Raw genomic sequence first — 13065 nt, 5'->3', positions numbered from 1 at the left:
TCCTATTCAAAGACGCCCATCGACCGCTTCGCGGGGAAGCACGTATTTCACGTCGTAGATCACCGATGATGGCTTGCCAAAAGCGCGTATGCCTTCCGCGCCCATCGCGACAAACTCCCGGTGCCCTACCGCGACGATCACCGCGTCATAATGGCCGGCCCGTGGTTGCATTACCGGCGTGATCGCGTATTCGTGTTCGGCTTCGGCGGCGTTGACCCACGGATCGTGGATATCGACCTGCGCGTTGTAACCGCAAAGCGCTTTCAGGATATCGACCACGCGGGTATTGCGCAGGTCCGGACAGTTTTCCTTGAACGCCAGGCCCAGCATCAGGATGCGGGCATTCACCGGATTGATGCCTTTGCGCACCATCAGGCGGATCACTTCGCTGGCGATATACGGCCCCATGCTGTCGTTGGTGCGCCGGCCGGCAAGGATGACATCCGGGTGGTGCCCGACTTCCTGTGCCTTGTGCGTGAGGTAATACGGATCGACGCTGATGCAATGGCCGCCGACGAGGCCGGGCCGAAAGGGCAGGAAGTTCCATTTCGTGCCAGCCGCTTGCAGGACTTCAAGCGTGTCGATGCCCAGCTTGTTGAACAGGATCGCCAAGTCGTTGACCAGCGCGATATTGAGATCGCGCTGGGTATTCTCGATCACCTTGGCTGCCTCGGCCACTTTCAGCGAGCTGGCCTTGTGCGTGCCGGCGGCGATCACCGAGCCATACAGGCGATCGACGAAATCGGCCGTTTCCGCGGTGGAACCGGATGTGACCTTCAGGATGCTGGTGACGCGATGGTGCTTGTCGCCGGGATTGATGCGTTCGGGACTGTAGCCGGCGAAAAAGTCGCGGTTGAAAACCAGGCCGGAGGCTTTTTCGAGGATCGGAATACAGACCTCCTCGGTACAGCCCGGGTATACGGTCGATTCGTAGACCACTACATCGCCGGCCGCCAACACCTTGCCGAGGGTTTCGCTTGCCTTGATCAATGGGGTCAGATCGGGGCGCTTGGCATTGTCGATCGGCGTCGGCACGGTGACGATATACGTGTTGCGATCGGCCAGATCAGCCAGATCGGCGCTAAATCGCAATCGCCCGGCGCCAGCCAGTTCGGCGGCATCCACTTCCAGCGTGTTATCGCGACCGGCACGCAGTTCGTCGATGCGGCCTTTATTGATGTCGAAGCCGACTGTGTCGTAGTGCTTGCCAAATTCCACCGCCAGCGGAAGGCCCACATAGCCGAGTCCGATGATCGCGAGCTTGGTGTTTTGCAGATTCCGCATGCGAGCTTCCCGGTCGTTGTGCTTTCCGTTACGAAATGGATCGACTGACTGACCCGCGCAGTTGACACCAGTGGCGAATCGGCTGCAACAGGGCCGTGAGGTCCGGGTGCGATCAAGCCAGGCAGTACGACCTCACTGCAATCCCGCCATGTGCCAGTCCGTTCTGTCGGCATCAAGCCCCTTGTTCCGCCGCTTCCCTCGCCCCAGGCAGCGCATGGGTGGTTCCGGGCAGTGCCTGCCATCCTGCAGGGCGACCTTGCTCGGTTGCGTTGCGTGCATGCGTTCGTGCCCAATGGGTACTTTCGCTAGTGCCCACAGTGCTTGCCAGCAACCATCAAGTAGTAGATAATTTTGTACTTCGGTTGGGCGGCCCTCCTCGTGAGCGCCGAGCAACTCGGGAGATTAGAGCGCAAACATCTGGCCTTTCCTCCAGTTTCAGCCAAACCTCGGTAGGCCGGGGTTTTTGTTTTTTAAAGCCAGATCTGGCCTGCCATGGCCACGATTCAGCGCATTGGCCAGGTGGCAGAGTGGTCATGCAGCGGCCTGCAAAGCCGTGTACGCCGGTTCGATTCCGACCCTGGCCTCCAATGTGCAACATTGAATCAAATACTTAACCGCCGTATGGCGGTTTTTTATTGCACAAAATTCTGCGGAAAGGGCCGCGTCGCAAGCTGATGCAGCTAATGCTGCGGCGACGCTGGGTTTTCTCCGTGTTCCCCGGGCAACAAGTTGGACAGTTAGCCGACACTTTCCCCATGCCCTTATCGCTGCTCGCGCTCGCAGTGGCGTTGGCGTCACGGTTCTGCGGCGCTCGCATCATTCCTTTACCAGCGCCGCCAGAAGGGCCTGCACTCGGAATGGCTTGATGCATCGCGGATAATGCTGGTATTCGGCTCGAATGGTGCTGTAGCCCGTGCAGAACAGGACCTTGACGCCACGTTCCGTCAGCAGGTCGGCGACGGCATACGTTTCCTGTTCGTGCAGGTTGATGTCCAGGATCGCCGTATCGAATTGCGTCTGGCGATCGGTGGCGATGGCCAGCGCTTCTGCCAGCCAGCCCACCGTGCCGATGATATCGGCGCCGGCTTCTTCCAGCATGTCGGCCAGCACCTGCGCCAGCAGGTAATCGTCTTCGACGATCAGGATTTTCCGACCAGTGAGTATCTTGGCCATGATGCTTAGGCGGTTGCGTCTTTGCGTGCGAGTTGAATGGAAGACAGCGCGGGCAAGGGAATCTCGACGTAGCACGTGACGCCATCCGCGCCAAAGGTCAGCTCGGTCCTGGCGCGCAAGGTAAACGCCAGGGCCTTCTCCAGCAGTTCCCGGCCGAAGCCCTGGCGCGTTGGCTGCTTGTGAATCGCGACGCCGCTTTCAAGCCAGCGCAAGACCAAAATAGCGCCCTTGTCGGCATCGTCTTGGACGGTCCATGAAATGTCGAGGTGACCATCGGCATTCTTGAGCGCGCCGTACTTGACGGCGTTGGTGGCAAGTTCATGCAGGGCCAGGCAGAAGACCTGGACCGAATCGAAGCGAAGCGCAACGGATGGACCGGAAACCGAGATTTTGCCCTCGCCGGTGTTGAGCGCCTCCAGCTCGAGCCTGACCACGTCGCGCAGATCGATGCTTTCGTCCAGACTTCCGCCGAGCAGGCTTTGCGCGCGGCTCAGCGCGGCCAGCCTGGCATAGAAATCGGGCAGCGCATCATGTTTTCCCAGCGTCTTGTACGCAATGGATTGCACGAGTGCCAGCAGGTTGCGCGTGCGATGCTGGAGTTCCGCGATCAGCAGCTTCTGGCGCTCGCCCGACCGCGTGATGGACGTGATGGTCGTGACATCAAGGAACGTCACCACCACTCCTTCGATCTTGCGCTGGCTGTCCTCATAGGGCGCAAGGCGCACCAGGTAATGCGCGGTGTGGTTATCGTTCTCCACGTGTTTCTCGACCGTCACGCCGCTTTGGAGGGCGGCGTGGATGTCATCCATGAACCGCGCCAGGTTGAGGTGGCTGGCCAGGTCGGTAATAGGGCGTCCGCGGTCGCCGGGCAAGATATTGAAGATCCTGTTTACCGCGGGCGTGAAACTGCGGATGGCCAATGAGTGATCGAGGAAAACCGTCGCCACGTTGGTGCTTTCGAACAGGTTGAGCAGATCGCTGTTGGCGCGGTCGAGCGCTTCAACCTTGCCATTCAATTCCGTATTGACCGTTTGCAATTCTTCGTTGACCGATTGCAGTTCTTCCTTGGATGCTTCCAGCTCCTCGTTGGTCGACTGCATTTCCTCGTTGACGGAAACCAGTTCTTCGTTGGAAGACTTGAGCTCCTCCAGCGCGGTCTCGTATTCCTCGATCATCGATTGCAGGCGATCGCGCGTGTCGCGCAACTCGTGTTCCAGGTGCAAAGCGGGGCCGCTCTGCCTTGCGTAGGATTGGTCGAGCGCTTCTTCGCGACTCAGAAGCGGTCCCTGGTCGATGAAAAGCACGAGGAACAGGGGTTCCCTCATGCCGCGGTCATGCAATGGCTCGACCGACAATCGGATGATCTGGATCCGGCCATCTTCGATTTCGATCGCTACTCCTTCGCGCGTGGCCGGCTTGCCGCTCTCGACCGTTTCGCGAAATACCGCGTGCAGGTCGAGGCGAAGATCCCTGCGCGTCATGGTCAGCAGCTGGCGCGTAGGCGCGCCGGCCGGAGCCTCGAGATACTTGCCCGTGCGGCTGGAAAAATAGACCACGTCGCCGTCGCGGTTTACCAGGACATGCGGTGGTGCAAAGCGCTCCAGCACATGCTGATCGACCGCTTGCCGCAGCGCCATGCCGCTGAGCGTGACCCGCCGGGGTATCAGCTCGGCAACCGAACCGGAGCGCAGGGGGCTGAGTGCGGCGGGAAGCCGCAAGTTGGTAGCAATGTCCGAACGCCGCCGGAAAATGCGGTGCCGCTTGTCTATCGCTGCGAAAAGTTCGTCGAATTGGCTGACGTTTTCGGCCGAGCCCAGGAACAGATAGCCGTCCGGACGTAGTGCATAGTGAAACGTGGGAATGACCTGGCCCTGTACGTCCGGCCCCAGGTATATCAGCAAGTTCCGGCACGAGATCAGGTCCATGCGCGAAAACGGCGGGTCACGGATCACGCTATGCGGCGAAAACATGCATAGCTCCCGTACCTCCTTATTGACTATGAAGCTGTCGCCCTCGGCATTGAAGAAACGACGGCGCCGCTCCGGCGATACGCTTTCTAGCAACGTCGCCGGATAGCATGCAGCACGCGCCACGGCTAGCGCCCGTTCGTCGATGTCGGTGGCAAATATCTGCACGCGCGGAACGGCCGACTGGGTTGCCAGGTACTCCCGTACCAGAATGCCAAGGGTGTATACCTCTTCGCCGGTTGCGCATCCCGGCACCCAAATGCGCACGGTATCATTGGCGCCGCGGGCCTCGAATAGCTTGGGAATGACCTGGCTGGCGAGCGCCTCGAAAGCTTCGCCATCGCGGAAAAAATTGGTGACGTTGATCAGCAGGTCACGGAACAGCGCAGCCAGTTCGTGCGGCTCCTGCCGCAGCACTTCCATATAATCTTTCACGGACGGCAGTTGCTTGACGTGCATGCGCCGTTGCACGCGACGTATGAAGGTTTTCTTCTTATAGCCGCTGAAATCATGGCCAACCTGGTTGCGCAGGAGTGCGTAGATGTCCGGCAGTGCATCCTGAAAGGCTTGCCCGATAGCGGAAGCCGTATTCTCCGCCTCGCTGCTGTCCGGCGAGATGGTAAGCCGGGCAAGCTCCGCCAGTTTTTCGCCCATTTTTTCAGCCGGCAAGGCGAAATCCACGAAGCCGGCCACAATGGCCGACTCGGGCATGTCCGGATGCTGCGGCCCGAATCCATCGGCGACCTGGGCCATGGTCATGCCGCCATGCTCCTTGATGGCTTTCAGTCCGAGTGTGCCATCGGAGTCGCCGCCGGACAGGATGACGCCAATTGAACGCTCGCCCGCATCCACGGCGAGCGAACTGAAGAAGATGTCGATAGGCTTGCGTTCGCGATAACACTTTTCGCGCAAATGCAAATGCCCCTGTTTGACGCTCAGTACCGCGTTCGCGGGCAATACGTAGATATTGTCCGCCTCGATCTTTACTCCGTCGGTAGCGACGTGGACCGTCAGTGACGTATGGCGCGCCACGATTTCGTGCAACAAGCTCTCGCGGTCGGGCGGCAAGTGCGTGACGATGGCGAACGCCAGCCCGGCTTCGGCGCTCACGCCGCGAAAAAAGCCTTCCAATGCCTCGATGCCGCCCGCCGAGGCCCCGATGCCGACGATAAGGAATGTTTCGGATTTGATCATGTCGGTATCGTTCCGGGCTCAGCTGGCAAGGAGGATAGGCCTGCCCGACGTAGAAACCCGGCTGCGCCATTCGTCGTCTCTCCCGCATGGCACAGCGGGAGTCGGGGATGACCCTGGCGGGCGCAGTCGACGCAAGCGTTGGATGCTTCCTCCGACGTTCAAGAGGAGGGCGCGAGCTCACGCAACTATGATCCGATGTCGATCAGAATAAGATTTTCAGATTACACCCTATAGGTGCGACTTCAACCCAAGTTTTGCCGGTGCCTGCGAAGCGGGGGATATGATGAGCGCTTATGGCGGTTGCAAGTATTTTCGGAGTTTTTCGGCCGTAGCCATCCCTTGCGGCGGCAAGCGTATGGGTTGCCTGGGCCACGGCGTCGAGGAGCCGTGAAAAAAAAGCGGGCCGGCGATCACGTTGCTGAATATTCGGGCAAAGGCGCAAAAAGCACTCTTCTCGGGTGCAACGGGCCTGCTACATTTCGGTTTCCGGTAGCCAACTACCATTACAAGGGGAAGCCTATGTCCCGCAATCAAGGAAGCTTCATCCGCAAAGCGGCAATCAGCAGTCTGTTTGCTCTTTGCGTGACCTCGACGGCCTTTGGCCAGACCGCAACGCCCGCAACCGGACTGGGTCAAGCGTGGCCGAATGTGGCCGACGTGAGCGCCAATCCGAACTGGCATGTGTATGTGTTCGTGCTCAATGGCATCAAATACGTCCAGGTCAACGATCTGAACGGCATCGTGCATGCGGCAGTAGGTACGGCCGGCGGTACGGCGATCGTGCTGCCGATGGGTGTTGATTCGCAGAATGTATCGACATCACCGGCGCCCGCGTCGAGCTCTTCAAGCGCGACGCAGACGGTCTACAGTGACAGCAGCACGACAGTAACGGCTACGCCGCAGAACAATGGGGCTACACAGTTCGATGTACAAAGCGTTTGTACAGGGAAGAATTGCTCTGGCAGTGGCGGCGCATGACTGGTAGTAGCGACCAATAAGCAGGGGAGGCTATTTCACCCACAAGCGCACCGGTGCGGAGGGAACTCTCCGCGCCTCTTGGGTTATATCTTGCAACAAGACGGTGATTTGTAGCCGATCCTGGGGTCTGCGTACATGCATTCCGCCATCGAAGATGCTGACGTGGTCACGCATCTCAGCCACATCAAGTGCACTTGCTCCCAGCTTGGATGCCAATCGCTGACGTTCCTCGCTCAGATACACCGCGTTAGCAACACCGGTATCTTCAAGTATGCCTTCTACACGTAGCACGACCCAACGCTTGCCATTGGTTTCTCCGCCACGAAGCATCAGTTTCACCCTTGTGCAGGCTAGTCTGGAGCTGACATAGACGACTGCCTCGCAGGCAGCTCTATATGTGGCAGTGAGTACCGAAGGGGCCAGTCGGCTAAATCCGCGGCCGTTGATTTCGCAGCGGTATGCAATACCTGCTTCGTCCAGCGCCCGGGCAATGGTCTCGTTAAGTGCCGCAGGCAAGCCTCGTTCGCGCCATGCAATAGGGTGCATGCTTTCGGCCAAGCGATAGACCTGGTTCTGCGTAGCCAATGCCTGCTTATAGAAAGCATGGCTTTCTATATTCGGTACGATCCGGCGCATTTGTTCAAGTAAACGTCCGTTCGTGATGTGCAGGTTGCCGGCAAGATACTCCAATGCCTGTGACGTCTGCCGCATACGTTGCTCACCAAGTTGGAAGCTCTGTCGGGCAAGGCGCTGCACGTTCAATGCGCTGTGTTTTTCTTCTTCCTCTTGCAAAAGTTGAGCGCTGATGCGTGCCCCAAGCGAAAACAAGCATGTGATGGCAATGACCAAGAATGTTTGTGTCGCAACTGTTTTCGGATCGGGATAATCCACGAATTGACTTGACAGCGAAATACAAGCGATTGCCAGGGGGCCGCCAACGGCGGCGGCGCGCCAGCCATGTTTGATCGTAAGCCACGCTATGGGCAGGAACATGATCATGGGAGCTACTTGCTTGAACTCCACGCTTCCTATGAGGTTCAACCAAGAAAGGACTGCAAGTGTGGGAATCAACAGTACTACGACATCCAGCGACAGCCTGCTGGACAATATCTTATGTAGCTGCTCGCGCAGGTGGCCTGGATGGTAGTCGAGCTTCGCCATCAAGACCCATGGCAGGATTGAAAAAATAGCCAGATATGGGCCTAGGAAATAGCCGAAGGCAATGACCGGCTCAGCGGAAAGTGTTTCCGCGTTGTCAAGGGACACCGAATACGCCAATGAGCTATAAACCATCCCTCCAAGCGCTACCAGCAAGGCGCAGGTGATCATGGCTTTCATGTCAATAAGGCGATGGGAGGGAAACGGAGGCATCCGGGTCCGGCACCACCAGACGATCGGCATGGCCACCGCAAACGGCGGCAGGGATCGCACCGCCACCCAGGTAGGGCCGAGCGAGTCCAGGCAGGGAAACACTTCGTAGGCATTGGGCAGCGCTTCGCCGATCAGCAGCGCGGGCCAGAATCGATAGGGCATCAGCAGGAGACAGGCCAGGCGTATGCCCGCATGAACCGGCCAATGAGCGCTGGATAGAGGGTGGATCAGTACATATAAAAGCGCGTAGCCGACGGCAACGCCAAGCTGAACAAGCCAGTCGTTAGTCCACCACTGCTTTTTCATGCACTTTGTCCCCTGCGAAGACCTGCAATGTAATAGCTGCGCCGTTTCAGAAATCGGGCTGATGCAACCCAAGGATAAAACAATCCGGGCCGTGAAGCTTCCGTGAGTAAAGCCGGTCGCCGGCATGCTCAGGGTCACAGAATGAGACCTTCGTTGAAATAAACCGGAACCGGGTTATCTATCGGCCAATTTGGCCCGGGCCTTAGCCCGCCCTTGGAGGCGGGCGCCAGCGGTAGCCGGCCGGTCGCCGCTGTTCGCCGCAACTGCAGCGGCTTGCCGTTAATAAAGGGGCTCGGTTGCGCGGACGGGGTTGTCCGGCAACGAGTGCCAGGGGCGGGAAAACGAAATGCCCGCTACCGGCTCCGGCCTACCTGGGCGGGTCTGGTGGAAAGGCTCGGCGAGGATGCCGGCTGCTCGATTGGCCTGCCTGCGCCTGCCGACGCATCGCACATAACCACGCGCCGCCGCTTTGCCGCCACGCCAAATATCGCCAAACTGGCGGCATGAGTATTGCCATCGTCTGGTTTCGACGCGACCTCCGCCTCGCCGATAACCCTGCGCTACATCAAGCCTGTTCCAACCATGCGGGGATAGTGCCGCTCTATACCCATGCGCCATCGGAAGAAGGTTCGTGGCAGCCGGGGGCGGCCAGTCGCTGGTGGCTGCACCATGCGCTGCTGGCGCTGGACCACGATTTGCGACAGCGCGGTAGCCCGTTGCACATCCGCGAAGGCGACAGCTTGCAAGTCCTGCTTGATGCCGTGAAACAAAGCGGTGCGGATACGGTGTACTGGAACCGCCTGTACGAACCGGCGGCCATTGCCCGCGATACGCGCATCAAAGCCGCCTTGCGTGAACGAGGTATCGCAGTGCATAGCTGCGGCGGGGCGTTGTGGCGCGAGCCCTGGCAACTGCTTAACCAGGAGGGGCAGCCGTATCGCGTATTCACGCCTTACTGGCGCAAGTTGCGCACGACGCTCGCGATCGATGCCCTCCTGCCGGCACCCGCCGCATGGCGCGCCGCCTCGCTGGAGGGCGGATTGCCGGTCGCCGCGCTGGGGTTGCTGCCACGCATCGCTTGGGACGCCGGCTTGCGTGACACCTGGCAGCCCGGCGAGCGGGGCGCGCAAGCCATGCTCGAATTATTCGTGGACGACGCCGTCGATGCATACGCCGTTGCGCGCGATTTGCCGGCACGGCACGGTACCTCCCGCCTTTCTCCGCACCTGCATTTCGGCGAAATCACGCCGCGCCAGATTCATCATGGCTTGACGGGTTTGCTGCGCAAGCGCGGCGGCCGTCACCGGCCGGACATCGAGCCCTATTTGCGCGAGCTTGGTTGGCGCGAGTTCGCGCATTACCTGCTTTATCATTTTCCGAAGACGCCGACCGAAAATTTCAATACGCGCTTCGATACGTTTTCGTGGGCCAATGACGACGAACTTGCCTTGCAGCGCTGGCAAGAGGGCCGTACCGGTATTCCGCTGGTCGATGCCGGCATGCGCGAGCTGTGGCACACGGGCTGGATGCACAACCGTGTGCGCATGGTGGTGGCGAGCTTCCTCACCAAGAACCTGCGCCAGCATTGGCGCCATGGGGCGCGCTGGTTTTGGGATACGTTGGTGGACGCCGATTTGGCGAGCAATACCTTGGGCTGGCAGTGGGTGGCCGGTTGCGGTGCCGACGCGGCGCCGTATTTCCGTGTTTTCAATCCGGCGACGCAGGCACGGAAATTCGATCCCCAGGGCGAATATATCCGCCGCTGGCTGCCGGAACTGGCCGGCGTGCCGGAAGCTTCGGTGCATGAACCCTGGAAGGAGCCGTCGTTGCTCAAGCGCAGCGGCTATCCCGCACCGGTGGTTGACCTGGGCGAATCGCGGCAGGCGGCGTTGGCTGCCTATCAGGCGTCGCGCGGCTGAGCGGGCACGGTGCCGGCGTTTCGCCGCAATAGCCATGCGAGGATAGGTGGCGTCACCATTGCCGTCAGCAGCGACATCGCCACGATGATCGCGTACATCTGGTCGCTGAAAATGCCCGCCGCCAGGCCCAGGCTGGCAATGACGACGCCCACTTCTCCGCGCGGCACCATGCCGAAGCCGACAATCATTGCGCCGCCACGGCCCAGTGACAGCGCGCCGAGAAAGCCGCCCAGCAACTTCGAGACGATGGCGATCACGGTGACCACGGCCAGCGCGATCAACGCATTGGCATTGGCGAGTTGATGCAAGTCGATTTTGCTGCCGGTAAGTACGAAGAAGAAGGGGGTGAGCAACGCGAGCAAGGGTTGGATCTGTTGTTCCAGCGTATGTTGCTGCCGGGTTTCGGAAGCAATCATGCCGGCCAGGAACGCGCCGATGATCGCCGCCAATCCGAACAAGGTGGAGACGTAAGCCAGCCCGAGGCAAAGCGCCAGCACGATCAATAGCGGCGAGTGGACGCTGCGCGGCTTGTCCAGCCAGGTCGAGTTCCAGCGCATCACGCGCGTGCCGCCCCAGCCGATCACCGCAATAAAGCCGATCGCGCCTGCCAGCACCATCAGCAAATGCGCGGGATCGAATCCTTCGCCGCCCTGCAGCGAGGCCACCACTCCCAGCAGCAGCATGGCGAGAATATCGTCGATCACCGCGGCGCCAAGGATCACCTTGCTCTCCACCCGCTGCAACACGCCCAGTTCCTGTAGCACGCGCGCGGTAATGCCTGCCGAAGTCGCCACGAAGGCGGCGGCGACGAACAGCGATTTACCCCACTCGAAGCCGCTGGAATGCGCCCACAGGCCACCCATGGCGAACGGCAGCAACACGCCGAGCACGCCAACCAGGAATGCCGATTTGCCCACTTTTTTCAGGTCTTCAAGCCGCGTTTCTAGCCCCACCGAGAACAGCAACAGAACCACGCCGATTTCCGATAGGACATCAAGCGGCGTGCCTGAAGCAATTTGCGCAGGAGTGATCCAGCCCAGCAGCGACGGGCCGATCACGCAACCGGCGGCAATCTCGCCCACCACGCCCGGTAGCTTCAGGCGCTGCGCGACCTCGGCGCCGATTTGCGCGGCGACGAAGACGATGAATAGCGACAGCAGGATTGTGTTGGCGTGATGCATGGTCGGGATCCATCGATCATGAGCATGCCTGCCATGCTACCCGTTCATGCAGTGGATGACACCGAGCCCGCGGGTGGGACTTTGTCGAGTCTGGCAAACACACGGCTGGCGATGGCCGTAATCACGGCCAGCACGATCACCGTCCAGCGGAACGCCGCCACGTAGGCGGCATTGCTCTGGCCATGCAGCAAGTTCTGCATCAGGATGGTCGCCAGGGCGATGCCAAAGCTCATCGACAGGTATTGCGTGGTGGAAGCCATCGATGACGCCATCGAAGCGTGCCTGATATCCAGGTCGGTATAGACGAGCGTGTTCATGACCGTGTATTGCATGCCCATGAAGCCGCCATATACGAACACAAGCAGCGCGATCAGCAGCATCGGCGTATGCGGGCCGAGCAGGGCGAACAGCGCCAGCAGCACGGCGACGATCAGCGTGTTGCCAAATAGCAGGCGGCGGTAGCCCAGCCGTATCAGCATGCGATTCACCAGCCATTTGGCGCTGATCGATCCCAGCGCCTGCGGCACCATCATCATGCCGGCCATCAGCGGCGACCAGCCGCAGCCAACCTGCAGGAACAACACGATCAGCAGGAACATGCCGCTGATGCCGAGCCGCGTAAGCAGATTGCCCGATAGCGCCACCCAGACGCTGCGCACGCGCAACAGGCTCAGGTCGGCCACCGGATGTTCGATACGGTGGCTGTGCCAGACATAGGTGATGCCAAAAACCAGGGCCAACATCACCAGCATTCCCATTTGCGCCCAGCGCACGGTCTGGTCGGCGGCAAACTCGGAGGCAGCCAATAGCAGCGCGGACGCCGCAGCAAACAGCAGAAAGCCGAACAGGTCGAAACGATGGGCGGTATCCAGGCGGTATTCGGGCATTTCCCGCAAGTTGAGCCACACCCCGACCATGCCCACCGGCACATTGAGCAGGAAAATCAGCCGCCAGTTGGTGTATTCCACCAGCGCCCCGCCCAGCAGCGGACCGAGCACCGAGCCGAGCAGGCCAAAGGTGGCGACGGTGCTCATCACTTGCACGAAATCGCGCTTGTCGATGGTGCGGACCAGCACGTAGCGTCCCACCGGCATCAGCGCCGCGCCGCCGCACCCTTGGAGCACGCGGGCCATGACCAGTTCCGGCAGGGTTTGCGAAACGCCGCAGAGCAGGGAGCCGATCGCGAATACGCCGATGGCGACACCGAACACCCGGCGCGTGCCGAAGCGATCGCACAGCCAGGGGCTGGCCGGTATCAGCACGGCCAGGGTGAGCACATAGCTGGTCAGCGCGCTGCGCATGTTCAGCGGTGTCTCGTGCAAGGCAGTGGCGATTGCCGGGACCGCCGTATTGACGATGGTCGAATCGAGCGACTGCATGAAGAAAGCCGCGGACACCAGCCAGATCAGGCCGCCATAGCGCTCCCGGGAGGAAATCGTCGCGCCCGTTTCCGCCATGGCCGTAGCGGCGGCAGATGAAACGGGAGGGGAGGAAGGCATGGCGGTATGATACCTGCTATGGCAGTTATTAGGCTTAAAGAATGTGGAATCGGCTGAAATGCCTGCGCTCGAACGTGCCGGCGTGGCTCCCGTACTCACGAAGCAGGAGCGCATAGTGGATGCGGCATGTTGCGCGCCGGTGCTTCGGCCGCGCGAGCCTTGCGCCGGCTGGAATCCGCGCGCCGGAACAAGA

General features: G+C 60.4%; 8 protein-coding genes and 1 tRNA gene. 3 read left to right on the top strand and 6 right to left on the bottom strand.

What is annotated here, in order from left to right:
- Positions 1-6 precede the first annotated feature (6 nt).
- Entirely contained in the window at positions 7-1284 is a 1278-nt protein-coding gene (tviB, locus tag ISP15_RS00485) for a Vi polysaccharide biosynthesis UDP-N-acetylglucosamine C-6 dehydrogenase TviB (RefSeq protein WP_404543852.1), read from the bottom strand.
- Between the two features lie 513 nt (positions 1285-1797).
- Between tviB and ISP15_RS00480 the strand changes: the two genes are divergently transcribed.
- A tRNA-Cys gene (locus ISP15_RS00480) sits at positions 1798-1871 on the top strand.
- A 229-nt stretch (positions 1872-2100) separates the two neighbouring features.
- Here the strand turns inward: ISP15_RS00480 and ISP15_RS00475 are convergent.
- Together ISP15_RS00475 and ISP15_RS00470 are read right to left on the bottom strand one after the other, a co-directional pair.
- The gene (locus tag ISP15_RS00475) at positions 2101-2457 is read right to left on the bottom strand and encodes a response regulator (protein ID WP_404543850.1); all 357 of its coding nucleotides are present in this window, start codon (positions 2455-2457) and stop codon (positions 2101-2103) included.
- Between the two features lie 5 nt (positions 2458-2462).
- The gene (locus tag ISP15_RS00470; protein ID WP_404543848.1) at positions 2463-5618 is read right to left on the bottom strand and encodes a CheR family methyltransferase; all 3156 of its coding nucleotides are present in this window, start codon (positions 5616-5618) and stop codon (positions 2463-2465) included.
- A 519-nt stretch (positions 5619-6137) separates the two neighbouring features.
- Here ISP15_RS00470 and ISP15_RS00465 point away from each other — a divergent pair.
- Positions 6138-6596 (top strand): hypothetical protein, encoded by a 459-nt coding sequence (locus ISP15_RS00465; RefSeq protein ID WP_404543846.1) that lies wholly within the window; start codon positions 6138-6140, stop codon positions 6594-6596.
- Between the two features lie 30 nt (positions 6597-6626).
- Here the strand turns inward: ISP15_RS00465 and ISP15_RS00460 are convergent, their stop codons facing one another.
- Entirely contained in the window at positions 6627-8273 is a 1647-nt protein-coding gene (locus ISP15_RS00460; RefSeq protein ID WP_404543843.1) for an MASE1 domain-containing protein, read from the bottom strand.
- A 503-nt stretch (positions 8274-8776) separates the two neighbouring features.
- On the opposite strand from ISP15_RS00460, the gene ISP15_RS00455 reads away from it, so the two are divergent.
- Positions 8777-10192, top strand: a complete 1416-nt coding sequence (locus ISP15_RS00455; protein ID WP_404543840.1) for a cryptochrome/photolyase family protein — start codon at positions 8777-8779, stop codon at positions 10190-10192.
- Here the strand turns inward: ISP15_RS00455 and ISP15_RS00450 are convergent.
- Together ISP15_RS00450 and ISP15_RS00445 are read right to left on the bottom strand one after the other, a co-directional pair.
- Complete coding sequence (locus ISP15_RS00450; protein WP_404543838.1) at positions 10174-11373, bottom strand: cation:proton antiporter; 1200 nt, start codon at positions 11371-11373, stop codon at positions 10174-10176. The two genes, ISP15_RS00455 and ISP15_RS00450, sit on opposite strands and share 19 nt — an antisense overlap.
- Positions 11374-11417: 44 nt before the next feature.
- Positions 11418-12830, bottom strand: coding sequence for an MFS transporter (locus ISP15_RS00445; RefSeq protein ID WP_404544352.1), 1413 nt, complete (start codon positions 12828-12830; stop codon positions 11418-11420).
- Positions 12831-13065 lie beyond the last annotated feature (235 nt).

It is taken from the genome of Dyella jejuensis, from assembly GCF_044904675.1.
GTDB lineage: Bacteria > Pseudomonadota > Gammaproteobacteria > Xanthomonadales > Rhodanobacteraceae > Dyella_B > Dyella_B jejuensis.
Note: the sequence above shows the minus strand (reverse complement) of the source record. Positions and strands in the feature narration are given on the sequence as shown.